This is a genomic window from Christiangramia portivictoriae DSM 23547 (assembly GCF_000423045.1).
Classification (GTDB): Bacteria; Bacteroidota; Bacteroidia; order Flavobacteriales; family Flavobacteriaceae; genus Christiangramia; species Christiangramia portivictoriae.
Map to the genome: position 1 here is coordinate 141,630 of NZ_AUHF01000008.1, position 20,639 is coordinate 162,268.

The window sequence follows — 20,639 nt, forward strand, 5'->3', positions numbered from 1 at the left end:
GTTCAAAATATATTCAGCAGAAAAGTACTAGTGAAATATTGCTATTCAATAATTTTGGATCTGACATATTTTCCCGACTTACTAAGATTAGATAAGTCCTTTAATTCGTTATACTTAGTACCAGGTTTAAGTGCTGCAGATGCTTCTTTTTTATCAGCTATAGACCAATTACACCATGATAACTTATTTTCATCCATGAAGTCAAACCATTTTTGAGTTTCCTCATAAAAAACCTTTCCATTACCATCGGCATTTGTAGTTCCAAATTCAGTAACAAAAATTGGTAGATTTTCCTTCATTGCATTAGCAGCTGCCTCTCTAAGTTCTTCGTGATGAGTACCTGCATAGAAATGTAATGTGTAACCAATATTAGTCTCATTAATAGGGTCTTCTGCCGCGGAAACAACATCCTGTGACCATCTAGGTGTGCCGCATATTATAATATTATCGGGATCGTTCTTTCTAATTGCTGAGATGATTTCTTGATGATATGGTTTTAGAACTTTACTCCAGGAAACTTCTAACGGTTCATTATAAGGCTCATATATTAAATTAGGGTATTGACAATATTTATCACTTAATTCAGAGAAAAATTTCTTTGCTTCTAAAAGATGATCTTCAGCATGGTGATCATGCCAGTCTACGATAACATAAATTCCAAGGTCTATTGCTGCATCTATCACATCATAAATTTTTCGCTTCTCTTTTTCAGGATTTTCCAGGAAACCTTCATGTTCAATTGCCATAGCTGCTCTTATAACACTAATCCCCCAATTATCTTTCAATTGTTTTAAGGTGGTTTTATTATAATACTGCGGTTGCCATTGGCTCCAGAACAAAGACATCCCTTTTAATTGAACAGCTTCTCCATGCTCACTAACCAATTTAATACCATCGAAGCTTAACTGACCATATTTGGCTACGGGAGTCAAATTTTCTGCATTTAATGCTTTAACGGCAGATCCTTCGTGGTTTTTCTCTCTGGATGACGAATCCATATTCATAGAAGAACAACCGCAAATAATTAATAACGGAAGTAAGAAAATAGTTAATCCAGATATGCTTTTCATGATGCCTTTAATATTTATAATACTCTTTTTATTCCACTAAATTCCTCCCTGTACTGGCTAGGTGTACAGTTCTTATTCTTTTTAAAAACACGATTAAAATTTGCAATATTATTGAACCCACATTTAAAGGCAATTTCGGCTATGCTTAATTCCTTCTCAATTAACCATCTTGCGGCATAACCAATCCTGGTATCATTAACGTATTCAATAAAGGTTTTTCCTGTCCTGCGTTTAATAAATCGATTAAAAGAAACCGGGCTCATATTTACAACATCCGAGATCTCCTTCAGGCTTATCTTTTTTTGATAATTCTCCTGTATATACTCATATATTTTCTTAATCTTATCACTGTTTTCAAAGTTTTTATTTTCTGAAATATATGATGAAAGGAGATGTTGATTTCTGGAATTTGCAAGGTCATGTAAGATGGAAATCAGCTCCAGAAAATAATCAATACTATCTATTTTAGATAATCTAAGTATTTTTGGTTTTATTTCTTTTGAAATCTTTTCTGAGAACAATATTCCGTGGGCAGACCTTTCAAACATATCCTTTATCGGCTTCATTATTCTTCGGCTTAACAGCTTATCATCAAAAAGGTCGTTATGAAATTGAATCGTTATTTCATGAATATCCTTATTGCTACAGTTGTGGATTTCCCAACCATGATTCAGGTTTGGCCCCACAAGTACTAACTCGATATTATCAATTTCCTCCAGACTATCACCCACTACTCGCCGAACACCTTTACCATTTAAAATAAAATTAAGCTCATACTCAGGATGAAAATGAATTGGAAAATCAAAATCATCCTTGATTCTATCAAAAACAAGGAAGCTATCTTCAGGGGCCAGGGGTGTAATTTCCCGGTGTATCTCCTTTTGCATATTCTATTAATTACGATTGAGAAAAAATTTAATCAAGAATTGACAATATTCTATTAAAGTTCAATAACCGTGAAAGTTAAATTTGATATTTCTTAACATTTCAGGCGATTTAATTAAATTTTCCTTAAAATTTAGAGATTAAATATATAATAAGACAAAACTAAAGATAAAATATTTTACCAAAAAAATTCAAAATTCACACTTATTACATGAAATATATTGTCAAAATAGGTATTCTTCTAACATTTATTGTATGTATGACATCATGTAAAAGTACGTATCGAATAAATTTAGAGGACATTCACCTTGCTAATATTAAGGCATCAGAAAAAACTAAAATTTTATATGAAAGAATAAAAACCATTCCCAATGATGGTTTCGCTTTTGGACAACAGGATGCTACCATATATGGCATAAACTGGAAACAGCCAGATGCCCCTCTTAAAATAAGAAGTGACATCAAAGATGTTTCCGGAAAGCTTCCGGCGGTTCATGGGTACGATCTTGGGCACATTGAGTTAAATCATTCTTTCAATCTCGATACGGTTTCCTTTTTGCTAATGAGGGATCAGGTAAAAAAAATGTATAAAAAGGGTGCGATTATTACTTTCAGCTGGCACCTGGATAACCCGGTGACAGATGGGAGTTCCTGGGATACTACGGCAGCAGTTTCCGAAATTTTAAAGGGTGGTTTAAAGCGAGAAAAATATGAAAAATGGGTATCCCGACTCTCGGTTTTCTTTAAATCCTTAAATGATGAAAAAGATCAGCCTATACCAGTAGTTTTTAGACCCTTCCATGAAATGAATGGCGGATGGTTTTGGTGGGGAGAAGGGAATTGCAGCGCAGAAGACTACAAGGAATTATGGAGACAGACTTTTATCCTACTGCAGCAAAACAATGTTCAAAATCTCTTATTCGCCTATTCTCCTAACATCATGCAAAGTAAAGAGGACTTTGAAAGATACTATCCCGGTGATGAATATGTTGATATTCTCGGGGTTGACATTTATAATTACGGCGGCAAAGAGGCATTCATAAAAAACATTCAAACAAATCTTGAAATCCTGAGATCTGAAGCTCAAAAAAGATCAAAGCCATATGCTCTGACTGAAACAGGAAATATAAGCCCGGGCTCAGATCCTGACTGGTGGACAAACACCCTTTATGAAGGAATAAAAAAGTCAGGAATTTCCTGGGTGCTTCTATGGAGAAATGCTCGATTAGATCACTATTTTTCAACATATCCTGATGATATAAGCGCTGAAAATTTTAGAGAGTTCGAGAAACTTGAAGAAAGCCTTTTCCTGGACCAGGTAAAACAAATTAATTTTAAACTTTAGATTATAATGCTACAGGGTTTTGATGTCATTATCATTTTACTTTATCTCACAGGAACCATCCTTATAGGTCTCGCTTTTCGTAATAGGGCTAAAAAGAGTAAAGATGATTATTTACTTGGCGGGAAGAGTCTACCATGGTATATGTTGGGACTTTCAAATGCTTCCGGTATGTTCGATATCTCCGGAACGATGTGGCTGGTAACACTAACCTTTGTATACGGGTTTAAAAGCATTTGGATTCCATGGCTTTGGCCTGTTTTTAATCAGGTTTTTTTAATGATATACCTTTCTGCCTGGTTAAGAAGATCCAACGTTACTACTGGTGCAGAGTGGATTTTATTCAGGTTTGGAGGCGGTAAAGGTGGACGCATGTCCCATACAATAATAGTAGTATTTGCCATTTTAAGTTGTTTAGGATTTCTGGCATATGGATTTATTGGCCTGGGAAAATTTGTTGAAATTTTTATTCCGTGGGAAATAGTATCAGGCTATATCCCTTTTGAAGTCCCGGCAGCTTATATCCCACATTTTTATGGAATAATTTTCACAATGTTCGCTGTATTTTATTCAGTTTTGGGAGGAATGTCCGGTATCGTATGGACAGATGTATTACAATATACTGTGATGACAATTTCTTCTATTGCCATAGCGGTGATTGCCTGGCAGGCAATGGGTACTAATACTCTGGATGTACCAGATGGATGGATGAATCCTTTCTTTGGATGGGAACTCAATATGGACTGGAGTGGAATTATCGAAGAAGTAAATACCAAAATTGCCTCTGACGGGTATTCGCTGTTCAGTATATTTTTCATGTTAATGCTGTTTAAAGGTATTTTATCTAGTCTTGCCGGACCTGCCCCTAATTACGATATGCAAAAAATCTTATCCACTAAATCCCCATTAGAAGCTGCAAAGATGAGTGCATTTTCCATTTTTGCTCTTATCCCTACCCGATATCTGATGGTAGGAGGTTTTGGAATACTGGCAGTCTTATTTTATGAAAAATTAGATCTTACCACTGCTGGCATACTTGATTTTGAAAAAATTCTTCCAGCAGCTATAGAACAATTTATACCTGTTGGCTTACTCGGATTCTTACTGGCTGGTTTGCTGGCTGCATTTATGTCGACCTTCGCCGGAACTTTAAATGCAGCTCAGGCATATTTAGTGAACGACATGTACTTAAAACATTATAATCCTAAAGCTGGCCATTATAAGATCAAGAAAATGAATTATGGTAGTGGTATACTAGTAGTGATTATTAGCATAATTCTAGGTTTTTTCATTCAGGACGTCAACTCCATACTTCAATGGATCGTTTCTGCATTATATGGAAGTTATGTGGTTTCCAACGTCCTTAAATGGCACTGGTGGAGATTTAATGGAGCAGGTTACTTCTGGGGAATGCTGTCTGGAATGCTTCCTGCCATGATCTTTCCTATTTTCACAGATACCCTTGATTTATATTATTTCCCGATAATACTTTTAATTTCTATTGCGGGAAGTGTCATTGGAACTTATTCTGCCCCACCTACAGAAGAAGAAGTTCTTAAAGATTTTTATAGACGTACAAAACCATGGGGCTTCTGGAAACCAATCTTTGAAAAAGTAAAGACGGAAGATCCAGCATTCGAAAGAAATACGGCTTTTGGACGTGATATGTTTAATGTCATTATTGGAACTATTGCTCAAACACTTCTGGTAGTGGCTCCGCTTTATCTCATTCTGCACCAAAATTTACCATTACTGGTTTCACTTGCAGTTCTTGGTGTTTGCATATTAATCCTCAAAAAGAACTGGTGGGATAAAATAAAAATTGAAAATAATATTAGAAGTAAATACTAATACAATGGATTTTACGCATAAAAACAAAGACGCAGGGAAAATGGTTAATTATGACCGTTTATTGAAAAATCATACGGAATTGCTCGAAAGACCAAATTTCCCTGAGGAATATTCTAATGGAATATTTGAAAGATACACTAATCCGGTAGTGACTGCTAAACACACTCCGCTAGCCTGGAGATATGATTTTAATCCGGAAACGAATCCTTTCGGTCTTGAAAGAATTGGTATCAATGCCACATTCAATCCGGGAGCAATGAAATGGAAAGGAAAGTATGTTCTGGCGGTAAGAGTAGAAGGTAGCGATCGAAAATCATTTTTCGCCATGGCGGAAAGTCCAAATGGCGTAGATAATTTTAAATTCTGGGAGAAACCGGTGGTAATGCCACAATACGGCGAACCCGATACCAACGTTTATGACATGCGCCTCACCCAACATGAAGATGGGTGGGTCTATGGTGTTTTTTGTACGGAAAGAAAAGATAAAAAAATCGGGGATACCACGGCTGCCGTGGCAAATGCCGGAATAGCCAGGACAAAAGACCTTATAAACTGGGAGAGACTGCCAGACCTAGTATCAAATTCCGGTCAACAGCGAAACGTGGTGATGCATCCCGAATTTGTAAATGGGAAGTATGCTCTTTATACCAGGCCTCAGGACGGCTTTATTGAAGTGGGAAGCGGTGGCGGAATTGGCCTTGGATTTATTAAGGATATCACTAATCCTGTGTTGGAAGACGAAAAGATCATCAATCAAAAGGTGTATCACACTATTTATGAAATGAAAAACGGTCTCGGCCCGGCTCCCATCAAAACGGAAGAAGGCTGGCTTCATCTTGCACATGGCGTACGGAATACCGCAGGGGGATTAAGATATACACTGTATCTATTCATGACCGATTTGCATGATATTTCTAAAGTCATCTATCAGCCTGCGGGTTATTTTATGGCGCCAAATTATGAAGAAACCGTTGGAGATGTTCCGAATGTCCTCTTCGGGAATGGATGGATAAAAGATGACGACGGCAAGATTTTTATTTATTACGCCTCTTCAGATACCAGGTCACATGTGGCGGTGTCTTCATTAGAGAGACTTTTGGATTATGTAAAAAACACTAAGCAGGATGAATTTACCTCTGCTGCTTCGGTTAAAAACATTCTGTGTCAAATAGAGGAAAATAAAAAGTTTAAAAATGACTGATCTCTCTTCCGATATAAAAACTGAACTAAATGAAGAACTGAAAAATATCATTCAGTACTGGAAAGCAAATAGTGTGGATGAAAAACATGGCGGTTTTTTAGGAAAACGAGATCATTTTAATACGGAAGTTCCTAATGCAAACAAAGGAGCTATTCTAAACACCAGATTGCTCTGGACTTTTTCGGCAATTGGAAATTTTCAAAAGGATGATTCCTGTCGGGAACTTGCTGATAGAGCTTATGATTATTTAAAAAAGTACTTCCATGATAAGGAATACAAAGGTATTTTCTGGGAATTAGATTATAAGGGAAATCCGATTAAAAAGAGAAAGCAGATCTATGCTCAGGCATTTGCTATTTATGCCTTGGCTGAATATTATAAATTAAGTAATGATCAGGAAGCTTTAAAATTCGCAAACGACCTGTTTTTTCTGATTGAAAACCATGCCCGGGACAGGAAAAATAATGGTTACCTGGAAGCTTTTCAACAGGATTGGTCTACAATTGAAGATATGCGACTGAGTAAAAAAGATGATAATTCAGCAAAAACAATGAATACACATCTTCATATTCTGGAAGCATATACAAATCTGTATATCGCTTCAGGAGATATTTCCGTAAAGGGTGCGCTTATAAACCTAACAGACTTATTCCTCGAAAAATTCCTGGATACTAAAAACATGCATTTTCAACTATTCTTTAATACTGATTGGCAGCGAGCAAAGAACGTAGTTTCTTATGGTCACGACATAGAAGCCGTCTGGCTTATCATTGAAGCCTGCAAAGCGGTTGAAAATAGTATACTCCTTAAGAAGGCAGAAAAAGTAGCGGTAGAGGTAGCAGAGGTTTTCCTTAAAGAGGCCTATGTCCCGAATGCGGGAGTGATCAACGAAAAAGATCTGGATTCCGGGGAGGTAGATGAAGACAGACACTGGTGGCCCCAGGTAGAGGCGATGGTAGGCCTGGATTATGCTTTTAATATATCTGGTGAGAAGAAATTTCTACTGGCCAAAGAAGATATTTGGGAATACACCAAAGAACACATTAAAGATCATGCCAACGGAGAATGGTTTTTCCGGGTAGATAAGAATAATAATCCCTATGAAACTGAAGATAAACTAAGCATGTGGAAAGCTCCTTACCACAATTCAAGAGCCTGTATGATACTGCTAAAAAAATGAAAAAATGAAAAAACATCTATTCCTATTCGTTTTCGTATCGGGTATTTTTCTTTCCGGTTGTTCCAAGGATGAAATTAGAGAAGAACCTGAACAAACGCCACCAGAAACAGGCGAGAATCCAGAGGAAATTCCTGAAGAAACTCCGGAGGAAGAAGCGTCTATAAGCTTTTTTCCTTCAGAAACTCCCGCTATTATGGTAGATGCTGCTGCAACAGCCGAAACCGTTGCACTTTTTTATAATCTAAAAGCGATTTCATATTCCAGATTTATCATTGGTCAACAGGATGCTTTTTCTTCATTTTATAATGATAACGATGGTTATTCTGATATGAAAAAGCTAACGGGGAGCGATCCCGGAATGCTGGGGTCTGACTTTATGTTTATTACCGACGATCAAAATAATGGCGAAGCCAATAACTGGTTCTATCAGCAGGAGCAGCTTATTAAGGAAAAGACCATAGAAGCCTATGATAAAGGGATGGTGAATATCTTCTGCTGGCATTTAAGGGAACCTTACGAGGGAGATGATTTTTACACTTCTGAAATGACAGAATTTCAAAAAGCAAATGCATTTAAAAGTATTCTTCCGGGAGGCGCTAATCATGAATATTACAAACAAAAACTCCAGAAAGTAGCAGAATTTACGAAACATCTTAAAGGTTCAGATGGAAGTGTGATTCCTATAATTTTCAGGCCGTTTCATGAATTCGATAAAGACTTTTTCTGGTGGGGGGCACCTTATAGCACTACCCAGGAATTTATTTCCCTCTGGAGGTTTACCGTGGAATATTTGAGAGATGACCTTGGAGTAAATAATATTCTATATGCTTTTTCTCCAGATAACAGCTACTTTACTACTACATCCTATCTGCAAAGATATCCCGGTGATGAATATGTAGACATTGTGGGAATGGATAATTATGGAGATTTAGCTAATCAGCAGGGTGCCAACCTCGGAACTGCCAATCAAAAATTAAAAGTGGTTTCAGATCTCGCAGAAGAAAGAGTGAAAATACCTGCTTTTACTGAAACTGGTTATTTTGTGAGCGCCGGAACTACTCTCGCTCCTAATTTTTATTCTGATAATCTCTACAAGATTTTAACTGATAATGATATCAATATTGGCTTTATGATGTTCTGGCAAAATTCTGCCGATTCTTATACCGTTCCGGTTCCAGGGACAGACGGAGCAGAAGATTTTATGGATTTTATAGAGAAAGATGATGCCTGGCTATTAGATGATATGCCAAATATTTATGACCTCCCTGAAGATAATAATGCCTAAAATGAAAATATTCAAGATCCTTTTTTCCATCTTTTCTCTGGTACTAATTTCCTGTGGAGGAGTACAGAAAATCACCGTTAAAGATGGAAAATTCTTAAAAGGCAATAAGCCTTATTATTTTGTAGGGGCTAATTACTGGTATGGTCCTCTCATTGCCGCCAGCAATATTGGGGATAGGGAAAGACTTATTAAAGAGCTGGACCTTATGGATAGCCTCGGTATCGATAATCTCAGGATCCTTGTGGGAGCTGAAGGAGGTAATGAAGACTTTCAGGTGAAACCCGCTTTACAGCCGGAACAGGGTAAATACAATCAGGATCTTCTAAACGGTCTGGATTTTCTTCTTGCTGAAATGGCTAAAAGAAAGATGTATGCAGTTCTGTACTTAAACAATAACTGGATCTGGTCTGGCGGGATGTCGGCGTATCTCAACTGGAATGGGTATGGCGAAGTTGCTAATCCCTTTTTAGAAAAATACAGCTGGCCAGATTATTTTGAATATACACAGCAATTCCATACCTGTACGCCTTGCAGGGAAGCATTCAAAGATCATATCCGTTTTATCCTGGGAAGGACCAATTCCTATAACGGTAAAAAATATACTGAAGACAATACCATCATGTCCTGGCAGGTGGCCAATGAACCTCGCATATTTACCGAAGAAGACCGGGAACCTTTCAAAGACTGGTTAAATGAAGTGGTAAGCATTTTAGAAGAACTGGACCCTGATACCTTGATTTCCACGGGAGCCGAAGGAAAAGCAAGCTATCTTCAGGAAATTGATACCTATAAAATACTTCATGAAAATCCGGATATAGATTATTTGACCATGCATATGTGGCCAAAAAACTGGCAGTGGTATTCTCCCGAAAATGAAGTGGAAACTCTTAAGATTTCTATTGATAATGCTTCAAATTATATAGATGAACATATAGAAGTGGCTAAGGAGCTTAAAAAACCTATCGTAATTTCCGAATTTGGATTTCCCAGAGCTAAAGAGAGTCTTTCACCAGAAGCTGCTGTAGAGAATCGCGACGATTTCTATGAAGCGCTTTTCTCTGAACTGAAGGAGAGTTTTGAAAGCGAAAACGTACTTGCCGGATTAAATTTCTGGGGCTTTGGTGGCTTCGCAAAAACGAACCCGGCGACAGGTAAATGGAAAGAAGGTGATGATTTTAGTGCTGATCCTCCTCAGGAACCTCAAGGCCTTAATACGGTTTTTGCTTCAGATCTCAGCACCTTGCAATTGATTTACAATTACAATCAGATCTTAAATCCGGAAGCTTTGGAGGATTAATATGAACTGGAGAAAAAACATGGCGTTTTCAATGATACCTTCAGTAAGGCTGAAACCAATTTTCTTTGTTTTTGCTTTCTTTTTGGTGCAAAATTTTTTCTCACAGAAACTTCCGCTTCTTCAATTAAGTAAAGACAGGAGTTATATTGAAACTGCAGATGGGTCACCTTTCTTCTGGCTAGGTGATACTGCCTGGGAACTGGTTCACCGGTTAGATCGTGAAGAGATTATCAAATATCTTGAAAATCGTCAGAAAAAAGGCTTTACACTTATTCAAACAGTCATTATTGCTGAAATGAACGGAGTTCACGAACCAAACGCATATGGTGATCTTCCATTGGTCGAAGAGGATCCCGGTCAGCTCAACCAGAGATATTTTGAACATGTGGATTTTGTAATTTCTGAAGCCGGAAAGCGTGGTCTTTATGTAGGGCTGCTACCTGCCTGGGGAGACAAAATAGTAAAAAAATGGAGTATGGGTCCCGAAATATTCACTCCAGTAAATGCTGTAAAGTATGGAAAGTTGCTAGGTAAAAGATATCGCAATCATTCTAATATAATCTGGATCCTGGGTGGAGATAGAATCCCGGAGACTAAAGAACACGAGGAAATAGTGCGCAGTATGGCTCGAGGTCTTAAAAAAGAAGATACAAAGCATTTAATTTCCTATCATCCTTCCGGCGGTGAAATAGCTTCCGATTATTTTGATGAAAACTGGCTGGATATAGATATGTTCCAAAGCGGGCATTCCAGTCTTATCGAAGAATATAAATATCCGCAGAAAATCAGGAATAGAAAATTTTCGAGACCATTGATTAATGGGGAAGCACGTTATGAGGATATACCTGATAGATTTTGGCAAGAGGAAGATTATGGTCGATTGGATGATAGAGATGTAAGAGTCTCTGCTTACTGGAGTTTGCTCGCAGGCGCCACCGGATACACTTATGGCAGCAATGATATCTGGCAAATGTTTTCTCCTGGTGAAAATCATCCTTCATTAAATGCTCGCTTGGGCTGGAAAAAAGCACTGGACCAGCCGGGAGCAGAGCAAATGAAATATTTAAAAAAACTTTTTAGTTCTTTCAACTGGCATAAAATGAAGCCTGCACAGGAGCTGATACTTAGCTTAAACCCAGAAGATGCGGGTTATATTGTCGCTGCAAAGGCGACTGATTTCGCCATTTTTTATACTCCTCAGGGAAGAGCTTTTCAGGTGGATTTCCAGCAGTTAGCTTTTGAGAAGCCAAATGCATATTGGTACAACCCGCGCACTGGAACTTCAGAAAAAATAATTAATACAAACAGCAGTCAAAAAGTAATTTTTGAAGCTCCTTCCTCCGGAAGAGGCTATGACTGGGTACTCATACTTCTTCCAGCACATAATAATTTAAAATTGTCTAAACAGCCATAATGAAAAGAAATATAACTTTTTTTCTACTCTGTATTTCGGTAATGATTTTGAGTGGATTTTCAAACAAAACAGACTTTAAAATGATCAAACCACATTTTCAAAAAGACAGTATAAAAGTGAAAGTAGATTCTCTTCTCAATCTAATGACACTAGAGGAGAAAGTGGGGCAAATGAACCAGTATAATGGTTTTTGGGATGTTACCGGCCCTTCCCCTGAAGGTGGTGATGCCGAAAAGAAATATGAGGACCTTAGAAAAGGAAGAGTTGGATCTATGCTTACGGTAAGAGGCGCGGATCAGGTAAGGGCCGTACAAAAAATAGTGGTAGAGGAAAGCCGGTTAGGAATTCCGTTGATCATAGGATTTGATGTGATTCACGGCTATAAAACCTTAAGTCCAATTCCGCTGGCTGAGGCTGCAAGCTGGGATCTGGAAGCGATTGAGAAATCAGCATCAGTTGCTGCAGCTGAGGCAGCTGCCTCGGGAATTAACTGGACATTTGCGCCTATGGTAGATATTTCCAGGGATCCGCGTTGGGGAAGAGTGATGGAAGGAGCCGGCGAAGATCCTTTTCTGGGTAGTGCTATTGCTAAAGCCAGGGTTCGTGGATTTCAGGGGGAAGACCTTTCCGCGATTAATACCATCGCTGCGACCGCTAAACATTTCGCTGCTTATGGATTTGCTGAAGGAGGGAAAGAATATAATAAAGCAGATATAGGAACGGTAACACTCCATAATATCGTCCTGCCTTCCTTTAAAGCTGCTGAAGAAGCGGGTGTCAAAACATTTATGAATGGTTTTAACGAACTGAACGGAATTCCGGTTACCGGAAACGAATTTCTATTAAGGGATATTTTAAAACAGAAATGGGACTTCAACGGATTTGTAATTTCAGATTGGGCTTCTATAGGAGAAATGGTTACTCATGGTTATGCCAGAGATAATGCCCAGGCGGCCGAAATTGCTGTTAAAGCAGGAGTTGATATGGATATGGAATCTTCTTCTTATGTGGATGAACTCGTGGAATTAGTAAAAGCAGGAGAAGTAGAGGAGGCATTGGTAGACGATGCCGTTCGAAGAATCCTCCGGGTGAAATTTGAATTAGGCCTGTTTGATGATCCCTATAAATATTGTGATGCTGAAAGGGAAAGCGTAGTAATTGGAAGCGAAGAAAATCAAAAGGCTGTACTAGACATGGCTAAAAAGTCTATTGTCCTTTTAAAGAACGAGAACAATTTGCTTCCGCTTAAAAAGGAAGGGCAGAAAATAGCCATTATTGGCCCGCTGGCAGATGATGATAATAGTGTGCTTGGCAGCTGGCGAATAGCTTCTGAAGATCATTCAGGCATTTCGGTGCTGGAAGGAATGAAACAGTATACCGGCAATGAAATAGTTTACGAGAAAGGCGCTGATCTACTAAAGAAAGATCCAACCTTTATCAACGAACTTGAATTTAATTTTAATGATAAAACCGGATTTGAAAAAGCAATTTCAGCTGCTAAAAATTCGGATGTTGTAATCCTGGTTCTGGGAGAACATGGCTTCCAGAGCGGAGAAGGCCGAAGCCGTACGAACTTGGATTTACCAGGCGTTCAGCAGGAATTAATGGAAAAAGTATTTGGAGTGAATAAGAATGTTGTCCTGGTTTTGAATAATGGCAGACCTTTAATTCTTAATTGGGCAGATGAAAATATTCCGGCAATTGTGGAGGCATGGCATTTAGGTACTCAAACCGGAAACGCTGTGGCTCAGGTTCTTTACGGAGATTATAATCCCAGCGGTAAATTACCAATGACATTTCCTCGAAGCGTAGGGCAAATCCCAATTTATTACAATCATAAAAATACAGGAAGGCCGGTAGATCCTCAGCCGGGAGCAAATATGGTTTTCTGGTCTCATTATTCTGATGAAGAAAATTCACCATTGTACCCTTTTGGTCATGGGTTAAGCTATACTTCTTTTAATTATTCAAATATCAAAGTAGAGAATAGCTTTGCTGTAAATGAAGAAGTGAAAGTGAGTGTTGAACTCAGTAATACCGGTGATTATGACGGTAAAGAGGTAGTGCAATTATACATTAGGGATCTTTTTGCAAAAGTAGTAAGACCGGTTAAAGAGCTCAAAGGTTTCCAATTGGTAGAGTTGAAAAAAGGTGAATCTAAAACTGTAAACTTCAGTCTTACTGAAAAAGAACTGGGGTATTATGACCAAAATGGAGATTACTTAGTAGAACCAGGTGATTTTGAGATTTTCGTAGGAGGAGATTCAGATGCGACACTAAAATCAGCGTTCAAACTCACCAAATAGTTATTCTATTTTTATATAGAAACTGGACGCAGGCAGTTTAGCCCCATTAAAAATATTCGAAATACTGGTGTTTCCCCAGGAATATCTTACATAGACTGGATTTTCCAGTTTTCTGTTAGACAGAATAATCCTGTCATCTTTTATTTCAAATTTTGCCGGTTCGAACTCTTTGTTAGATCCGGCAATTTCAAACTGTCTGGTTTTACTATTTTTATCCAGGTATAAGCCTTCGGAATTACTGAATATGAGTATAATTTTATCATTTTCCAGTATGGCCTTCTGAATAAGCGGAGCCTTGGCTTTGATATCCTTAATGAATTGTTCCGCCAGTACTAGATTGGCAAACCTAACGCCTACGTCTTTTTTATTTTTAGGATGGATGTCATTTATATTACCAATATCACTCGTCATCACCATTCCGGTTTTAGGCAGTTTTAAGGTTCTGCGCTGTGCGTCTCTAATTTTGACCCCGGTAAATTCAGTTTCGTAATAATAGGGAGCTATTTGCGCGAAATAGAATGGTAATTCTTCCTGAAATTCAACTCTCCAGCTTTGGATAAGAGCGCTAAAAATCTCTTCATAATAATCGGCATTTGGAGTGTTTGATTCCCCCTGATACCATAGGATACCTGAAAATTTGAAATTTTTGAGGGGATGAATCATCGCATTATAGATTAAGCCCGGCTTACTCGGCCCCCATTCAGTCTTCGGAAGAAGTTCTGCGGCCTTAGTTAAGGTTCTATCATTTTTAATCGTACTCGACGGCATCCAGGGCTCAGCGGGTGTGCCGCCCCAGGTTGCATTTACCAAACCTACCGGAACGTCCAGTTCTTTACTCAGTTTCTGGGCAAAAAAGTAGGCCACAGCACTAAAATTTATCATCGTTTCCGGAGAACTTTCGCTCCACTCACCTCTTAGATCATTTTGAGGGAACTCTGTCGTGCGATGATTCACGGTAAAAAATCTAATATTTCTATTTTCCGAATTTTTTATAGCCTCTTCTCCACCTTCAATACCAGCACCCGCAGTCCATTCCATATTAGATTGTCCGGAAATTAACCAGACTTCGCCCAGTAAAACATTTTTCAGTATCACTTCGGTGTAACCCTTGATGCTTATGGTCTGGCTTCCCCGCTCTTCGTTTGTTGGAATTAAAGCCTGCCAATTACCATTACTATCTGGCTTTACCTTGAAATTTTCTTGACTCCAGCTTACACTAATTTGAATTTCCTCTCCCGGTTTGGCCCAGCCCCAAATATTTACTTCGGCATTACGTTGAAGCACCATATTATCACCAAATATTGCAGGTAAACTTACATTTGAGTAGATAAATCCCGGGATTAATATTACTGCAAAAAGGAGATTAGAAAATTTAGGTTTCATATAATAATTTAAATTATTCGTTTTTCAGAACCTTCTCCAGAAAGGGAGTTAGCTGATCGGCCATTTTCTTATGATCCTTAATATCAGGATGACCGCCACAACCGTTCGGTTTCATTTGTTCGAATTCAAAGACAAAAACCGGTTTATCGGTAAAATGATCTCTCACTTTCTGAAAACTTTCCAGCAAAATACCCTGTTCATTTTCACCAATCATTGGGCTGGTAAGCAGCGTAACTTTTGTCTCAGGAAAATACTGAAATATCTTTTCTACAAAGCCAATATAATTTTCTACAAATTTCTCCTGACTAAAGTCGCTTCTTTCCTTTTCCCCATCACCTAACGAGAGATCATTAGTCCCCAATGCTATAGAAACCAGATCTGGTTTTCTTCCTAAATCCGCAGCATTAGTGGAATCAGCATTCAACCTGAGATTTTCGTAAACATCTGGCATCACCGGCTGATCCTCATCATTCCAGTTCCGGTACATCCCCATACCGGATACGCAACTTAAGCGGAAATTCAAGTTTAACCTTCTTGCAGTTCTGGGTCCATAAGCCAGGTACGCGTTATGCTGATCATACCATTCTGCAGTATCGCACGGGATTTCTTCAGTTTGAGCACCCATCCCGCAGGTGATACTATTGCCAATAAATTCAATTAACGGAGTTTTTTCAGCTTCAGTATTTAAAAGATTTTCAGCAATGATTTTATTAAAAATAACATCACCTGTGCTTGCTTCTGTAGCTTTATAAATTATTACATTTGAAGTGTCTACCGAACCCAAAGGTAACTTTATCGGCTTATTATTAACCTGGTAGCGACCCTTATAATCATTATTGATCTCTATTGACACATACCCATTTCTCTGGTCCTCATTAGATAAAAAAATCAAACAGCTATCCCCTACTACAGTCATCTGGGCATTTGAGCCTGCTCCGATTAATATTACAGAAGAATCCTTTATTTTTTGAACTCTTCCGTTATACTGAATTTTAGAATTTCCCGCTAAGTACTCTTTTTTCTTTTTTATATTCTCACAACCAACACTAATAAGGATCAAAAAAAATAAAGTAAAATGCCAATATTTCATAGGTTACAAATTTCAGACAATTTAGTTATCTATAGTCGAATATTATTATCCATTATTTTCATATCCTAATTCAAAAGTTTCATTTAAGAAAATAAAAATTCTTAGAATTTGATTTAACCTTTTACGAATTAGAGGTATGCTCAGTAAATTTTAAAGTGGGATTTTTGTTGTAGTATGAGTGTTTTACTTTAAAAAAAAGTATTCGACTTACCCACAGTCCTGTTTTGATTATAAGTGACTGGACGAATTTAACTATTGATAATAACCGGCTCTCTGACTTTTAGTACTATTGTTCCAATCAAGTAAGAGGAAAAGTATTGCCATTAATATTCCGAACGACCTCCTGTGCGCTTAGCTTCTCCCCATCCTGGTTAAAGAAATGCTCCCTATCTTCTATTTCGAGATTCTGGTTTTCCTTCTCCAGGTACTCCACATAATCGGCTGCACTTTGAGAAAAAGTGCTTCCTAATTTCTGAGGGGTGATCGTGATATACATTTTAATGGTCTTGATATTATAACTTCTTTTCAGGTAAAGTTGGATCACTTTTTTCCAGGATCAGGGGTTTCTTTTTGGGTTCACTTTCTTCCATTAAAGCTTGCAAAATAGCCAGGGTAGGATTGGCTTTATTCTTTTCTACATTTTTCATAATCGCAATGATGGCGTTTGTTCTCCTTTTAAATAGTTTTTCGAGTTTCCTTCCGGTAGGACCTAGCCTTTCCTTCGGTGAGATCTCGTTATACAGAAAAAAATCCAGCATACATTCCATTGCATTACTATGGGTTTTGAATTGTTTTTTAGAAAACTCCTGGAACCGTTTAGCTGTTTTCCGTTTGAATCGAATGGTGATAAATGTGTCCATATCTTTCGCATTTTTGAGGCTTTGACGCAATTTTTGCCAGGATTACTAGCGGTTTCAGGTGATTTGACGCAAATAGCTGAGAAATTGAATTTTCCCGTTTCTGAAATCACCAGAAAAACCGGGCGGTTCGAAGGAAATTGGAATATGTAACATCGCGTAGCGTGTTATCCTCTTGCTATTCCATTTCCGTCACGCGCAGGCGTGACAAAAATTTCATACAAACCCGGCCAGGGGTGAATTGCATCTTATTAAATAAAAATTTTGATAATTATGTTGAGCAGCGAAAGTCAGAATAGTAGGCTCAACATAGTATTTAAATTCGCTGTTTTACAGCTTTCTAAATATACGATTTTTCTAAATCAAGAAATAAAAAAGACCTGAGTTTATCAGGTCTATTAAATTGATAATTATGGTTTATAAAAGTCCTTCATCTGCAAAACTGAAGAACTGGCCGTCTGGAGTTAAGATCAGGTGATCCAAAACTTTTATATCCAAAAGTATGGCAGCCTTTATGATCTTTTCGGTTAACCTTTTGTCTGCCTCACTGGGCTTTAATGTTCCGCTGGGATGATTATGAGACAGGATTACTGCCGTTGTTAAGCTCTTAAGTATAACAGCGAAAACTATTCTAAGATCTACCATAGTTCCGGTGATTCCACCGCTGGAAACTTCATAAATGCCTTTAACCCTATTGGCGTTATTGAGTAACATAATCTTAAAACACTCCTGTAGTTCAATTTTATCTTTATTCCAGGTTTTGTAAAAAACTGCGGTTGCATCTTCTGAAGAGGTGATCTTAGGAGCCTCAGCAATTTTAAAACTACCCCTATATTTTATCGATATTTCATTAACTTTAGTTTTCATATTAATCGTATTTAATGGTTAAGTGAAAAGAGGGCGTTACCGTGAACAAGTACCCGCCCTCTTATTTTTTAACTACCTGACTGATTCGTCATTTCTTGCACCTAATAGAAGGATTTCATTGGCTTCCACTTCAGTAACGTATCGCTTTACGCCTTCGTTATCCTCGTAGCTTCTGGACTTCAGTTTTCCGCTTACCCCTATCTCTTTTCCCTTGCTGGCATATTTCTCGATAATTTCCGCGGTTCTTCCCCAGGCTACTATGGTATGCCATTCGGTGTTCTGAACTTTCTCACCCTGTTCATTTTTGTAAAACTCATTGGTGGCGAGTGAAAAACGGGCAACTTTCTTTCCGCTTTCAAGGTTGGTGATTTGTGGCTCCTGGCCCACATTCCCGATCAACTGTACATGATTTCTTAAAGTGCTCATGATTATAATATTTAAGATTAATAATTTACCTGAACCTTTCAGGCTTTTGCTTTTATATGATTTACTTTTTGTATCTGGAGCGTTTTCCTTTTTTGTTGTTTTTGAGGCGGCTTCCATTGATATGTTATTGTATGATTTCATGATGTTCATTTTAGATTTACTTCCCGTAGCGCCTTCGCTGTTACCTTTTTTTGTTGCTTATACAGTTTTCAATATTTGGAATTGAAAAGGACTTATAAAAAGGAACTTGCGACTGGCTTATGCAGTCCGTCAATTTCCAAATGTTGGTATTTTGCTGTCAAAAAAAAGAGTGAGACAGTGAAGGCGTGGAAGTTTTTCTAAAGGACGATGTGAAATATGATAATATGGGAAGCCACCTCAAATATTTAAATGGAATTCCGCTTAAGCGGACTCCATTCTCGATCGTGGATGGAAGGGAGTAATCCAAATTATTTAATAGGTTTGGATTTGCGAAATGTAGGCCTAAGATCGGGAATGGTGTCCAAGACTTTTAAAGCGAAGCTCTTTGCCCGGAATGTAGCTTTTTAGCGGAATAAAGCGGCAATGTGCTGAGCTGGATGAAAATGATTTTTTGATTTATTTTCATATAAGTTGATGACCAGACTGGGAAAGATAAAATTTTGCAGTTTTAATAGATTATGTGGGTATGCGGTATGCTTCTTAAAAATCGGGCATTCAAAACAGAATTTTTAATTTTCAGAATATCATTTGTGAGAAATTAAAAATTGGAGGAAATAATAAGTTCTTTATTGATACCTTGATCTTAAAGCGTTCATATCTTCACTTACTTTCTGATCCAGTATTTTCGCATAATGTTGCGTAGTTTTCAGATTCTTATGTCCCAGCATTTTACTAACCGATTCAATAGGAACTCCATTTAATAAAGTCACAGTTGTGGCAAAAGTATGTCTAGCCAGGTGGAAAGTTAGATTCTTTTCAATTTCACACAAGTCAGCTATTTCCTTAAGATATGCATTCATTTTTTGATTAGTTAGTATGGGTAATAGCTGGTCATTCTTAAGAGGTTTTCTTTCAAATGAATATTTTTTTATGATCTGAATAGCAGTTGGTAATAATGGAATATTACTGGGTGAATCTGTTTTTGATCGATTAATTTTAATCCATTTATTTCCATCAATTCCGATAACAATGTTATCACTTGAAAGTTTTTTTACATCAGCATAAGCTAAGCCAGTAAAGCAGGCAAATAGAAAAATATCCTTTACCTGGTCTAACCTATCCGTATGTAGTTCTTTTTCTATTAACTTTTGAATTTCACCCTCTGTTAAAAATTCTCGATCTACAATTTTCAGTTTTGCCTTCCAGTGAAGAAAGGGATCAATCTGTATCCAGTTATTTGCGAAAGCTATTCTTATTATCTTTTTGAAGTTAGTTATGTATTTAACCGCAGTATTATGACTACAATTCCTTTCGATTTTTAAGTAATATTCAAATCCAGTAATAAATTGATTATTCACATCCCTAACCGGCAAATCTTTTACTTTATATTCTTTTTCAATGTATTCTTCAACATGTTTTTTAGCCGTTTTATATCTTTCTGCCGTGCCAGCTGCAAAATCTCTTCCTACTAAACGATCTACCTGATCATTATGACTTTGAAAAATCTTCAATAGCAAATTTTCTTTCTGATCTCTCCCCGAATAAATATTTCGGATGGTTTCTGATGTAAAAGGAACTTGTTTTTTTGTTACGTCTTCATATATCTTATCAACTCTGCTCCTTATACTATTCAGATACCTATTAAAATTTCCAGCTTCGGTGCTTTTCCCTCGCATGGAACCTGTAACTGAATTCCATTTTTCAGGAAGAATTTTTCTTTTTATACTGACTTCGCTATGTTTGCCATTTACTGTAATTCTCAAGTAAACAGGTACTTTTCCAGATTTATCTTTGTTACTCCCTTTCGGGTAAAACAATGTAGAATAGGTTTCATACATCGGTGCTGCTTTTTTGTTTGATTAAATATAAACAAAAAACAGGTGCTAATCTATTTCAAATCACTATATATTAAGCGATTAAATAAAATTCGGTGCTGAATTTTTCCTTAGAATTCAGCACCGAATTAAGCTCTAATTGATTGATTTCAGATGATATTATTTGCTGTAGAAGAAAATGAAAAAAGCCCGAAAACATAACGTTTACG

General features: G+C 37.5%; 16 protein-coding genes and 1 pseudogene. 8 read left to right on the forward strand and 9 right to left on the reverse strand.

Annotation, left to right across the window (positions count from 1 at the left end; translation table 11 throughout):
* Positions 1 to 41: 41 nt before the first annotated feature.
* Positions 42 to 1,070: a glycoside hydrolase family 5 protein gene (locus G529_RS0107285; protein ID WP_035695766.1), complete on the reverse strand. Its 1,029-nt coding sequence runs from the start codon at positions 1,068 to 1,070 to the stop codon at positions 42 to 44.
* Between the two features lie 14 nt (positions 1,071 to 1,084).
* Entirely contained in the window at positions 1,085 to 1,957 is an 873-nt protein-coding gene (locus G529_RS0107290) for an AraC family transcriptional regulator (RefSeq protein WP_026914912.1), read from the reverse strand.
* Positions 1,958 to 2,166: 209 nt separating this feature from the next.
* Between G529_RS0107290 and G529_RS0107295 the strand changes: the two genes are divergently transcribed.
* The 8 genes from G529_RS0107295 to bglX are packed head-to-tail and all read left to right on the forward strand — an operon-like array spanning position 2,167 to position 13,831.
* Positions 2,167 to 3,300: a glycoside hydrolase family 26 protein gene (locus G529_RS0107295; RefSeq protein ID WP_051201379.1), complete on the forward strand. Its 1,134-nt coding sequence runs from the start codon at positions 2,167 to 2,169 to the stop codon at positions 3,298 to 3,300.
* Between the two features lie 6 nt (positions 3,301 to 3,306).
* Positions 3,307 to 5,148, forward strand: coding sequence for a sodium:solute symporter family protein (locus G529_RS0107300; protein ID WP_035695769.1), 1,842 nt, complete (start codon positions 3,307 to 3,309; stop codon positions 5,146 to 5,148).
* 4 nt (positions 5,149 to 5,152) lie between these two features.
* Positions 5,153 to 6,349, forward strand: coding sequence for a glycoside hydrolase family 130 protein (locus G529_RS0107305; RefSeq protein ID WP_422678725.1), 1,197 nt, complete (start codon positions 5,153 to 5,155; stop codon positions 6,347 to 6,349).
* Positions 6,342 to 7,529 carry an AGE family epimerase/isomerase gene (locus G529_RS0107310; RefSeq protein ID WP_026914916.1) on the forward strand — a complete coding sequence of 396 codons (1,188 nt, stop codon included), beginning with the start codon at positions 6,342 to 6,344 and terminating at the stop codon, positions 7,527 to 7,529. The genes G529_RS0107305 and G529_RS0107310 overlap by 8 nt, the downstream gene beginning before the upstream one ends.
* Positions 7,530 to 7,533: 4 nt before the next feature.
* A complete protein-coding gene (locus G529_RS0107315) occupies positions 7,534 to 8,814 on the forward strand; it encodes a glycoside hydrolase family 26 protein (RefSeq protein WP_026914917.1) in 1,281 nt (426 codons plus the stop codon).
* A gap of 1 nt (position 8,815) precedes the next feature.
* Complete coding sequence (locus tag G529_RS0107320) at positions 8,816 to 10,111, forward strand: glycoside hydrolase 5 family protein (protein WP_026914918.1); 1,296 nt, start codon at positions 8,816 to 8,818, stop codon at positions 10,109 to 10,111.
* A gap of 31 nt (positions 10,112 to 10,142) precedes the next feature.
* A complete protein-coding gene (locus tag G529_RS15605) occupies positions 10,143 to 11,525 on the forward strand; it encodes a glycoside hydrolase family 140 protein (RefSeq protein WP_084509762.1) in 1,383 nt (460 codons plus the stop codon).
* Positions 11,525 to 13,831 (forward strand): beta-glucosidase BglX, encoded by a 2,307-nt coding sequence (gene bglX / locus G529_RS0107330; protein WP_026914919.1) that lies wholly within the window; start codon positions 11,525 to 11,527, stop codon positions 13,829 to 13,831. Before G529_RS15605 ends, bglX begins: the two co-directional genes overlap by 1 nt.
* On the opposite strand, the gene G529_RS0107335 is transcribed toward bglX, so the two are convergent.
* The 7 genes and pseudogenes from G529_RS0107335 to G529_RS0107370 all read right to left on the reverse strand — a co-directional run bounded on the left by G529_RS0107335 (position 13,832) and on the right by G529_RS0107370 (position 20,433).
* The gene (locus G529_RS0107335) at positions 13,832 to 15,214 is read right to left on the reverse strand and encodes a sialate O-acetylesterase (protein ID WP_026914920.1); all 1,383 of its coding nucleotides are present in this window, start codon (positions 15,212 to 15,214) and stop codon (positions 13,832 to 13,834) included. It abuts the gene before it with no gap.
* 13 nt (positions 15,215 to 15,227) lie between these two features.
* Complete coding sequence (locus G529_RS15610) at positions 15,228 to 16,304, reverse strand: SGNH/GDSL hydrolase family protein (RefSeq protein ID WP_051201380.1); 1,077 nt, start codon at positions 16,302 to 16,304, stop codon at positions 15,228 to 15,230.
* A gap of 316 nt (positions 16,305 to 16,620) precedes the next feature.
* A pseudogene (locus G529_RS0107345) lies at positions 16,621 to 16,800 on the reverse strand (DUF5712 family protein); the annotation flags it as partial.
* 16 nt (positions 16,801 to 16,816) lie between these two features.
* The gene (locus G529_RS0107350) at positions 16,817 to 17,164 is read right to left on the reverse strand and encodes a BfmA/BtgA family mobilization protein (RefSeq protein ID WP_026914922.1); all 348 of its coding nucleotides are present in this window, start codon (positions 17,162 to 17,164) and stop codon (positions 16,817 to 16,819) included.
* Between the two features lie 414 nt (positions 17,165 to 17,578).
* Positions 17,579 to 18,028, reverse strand: a complete 450-nt coding sequence (locus G529_RS0107360; protein WP_026914923.1) for a JAB domain-containing protein — start codon at positions 18,026 to 18,028, stop codon at positions 17,579 to 17,581.
* A 72-nt stretch (positions 18,029 to 18,100) separates the two neighbouring features.
* On the reverse strand, positions 18,101 to 18,454 hold the full coding sequence (locus G529_RS0107365) for a single-stranded DNA-binding protein (RefSeq protein WP_026914924.1): 354 nt from the start codon (positions 18,452 to 18,454) through the stop codon (positions 18,101 to 18,103).
* A 767-nt stretch (positions 18,455 to 19,221) separates the two neighbouring features.
* Positions 19,222 to 20,433: a site-specific integrase gene (locus G529_RS0107370; RefSeq protein ID WP_026914925.1), complete on the reverse strand. Its 1,212-nt coding sequence runs from the start codon at positions 20,431 to 20,433 to the stop codon at positions 19,222 to 19,224.
* Positions 20,434 to 20,639 lie beyond the last annotated feature (206 nt).

Bases quoted from the DNA above. Each gene is read 5' to 3' on its own strand.
- G529_RS0107285 (WP_035695766.1), bottom strand. From the start codon at position 1,070: ATGAAAAGCATATCTGGATTAACTATTTTCTTACTTCCGTTATTAATT.
- G529_RS0107290 (WP_026914912.1), bottom strand. From the start codon at position 1,957: ATGCAAAAGGAGATACACCGGGAAATTACACCCCTGGCCCCTGAAGAT.
- G529_RS0107295 (WP_051201379.1), top strand. From the start codon at position 2,167: ATGAAATATATTGTCAAAATAGGTATTCTTCTAACATTTATTGTATGT.
- G529_RS0107300 (WP_035695769.1), top strand. From the start codon at position 3,307: ATGCTACAGGGTTTTGATGTCATTATCATTTTACTTTATCTCACAGGA.
- G529_RS0107305 (WP_422678725.1), top strand. From the start codon at position 5,153: ATGGATTTTACGCATAAAAACAAAGACGCAGGGAAAATGGTTAATTAT.
- G529_RS0107310 (WP_026914916.1), top strand. From the start codon at position 6,342: ATGACTGATCTCTCTTCCGATATAAAAACTGAACTAAATGAAGAACTG.
- G529_RS0107315 (WP_026914917.1), top strand. From the start codon at position 7,534: ATGAAAAAACATCTATTCCTATTCGTTTTCGTATCGGGTATTTTTCTT.
- G529_RS0107320 (WP_026914918.1), top strand. From the start codon at position 8,816: ATGAAAATATTCAAGATCCTTTTTTCCATCTTTTCTCTGGTACTAATT.
- G529_RS15605 (WP_084509762.1), top strand. From the start codon at position 10,143: ATGATACCTTCAGTAAGGCTGAAACCAATTTTCTTTGTTTTTGCTTTC.
- bglX (WP_026914919.1), top strand. From the start codon at position 11,525: ATGAAAAGAAATATAACTTTTTTTCTACTCTGTATTTCGGTAATGATT.
- G529_RS0107335 (WP_026914920.1), bottom strand. From the start codon at position 15,214: ATGAAACCTAAATTTTCTAATCTCCTTTTTGCAGTAATATTAATCCCG.
- G529_RS15610 (WP_051201380.1), bottom strand. From the start codon at position 16,304: ATGAAATATTGGCATTTTACTTTATTTTTTTTGATCCTTATTAGTGTT.
- G529_RS0107350 (WP_026914922.1), bottom strand. From the start codon at position 17,164: ATGGACACATTTATCACCATTCGATTCAAACGGAAAACAGCTAAACGG.
- G529_RS0107360 (WP_026914923.1), bottom strand. From the start codon at position 18,028: ATGAAAACTAAAGTTAATGAAATATCGATAAAATATAGGGGTAGTTTT.
- G529_RS0107365 (WP_026914924.1), bottom strand. From the start codon at position 18,454: ATGAGCACTTTAAGAAATCATGTACAGTTGATCGGGAATGTGGGCCAG.
- G529_RS0107370 (WP_026914925.1), bottom strand. From the start codon at position 20,433: ATGTATGAAACCTATTCTACATTGTTTTACCCGAAAGGGAGTAACAAA.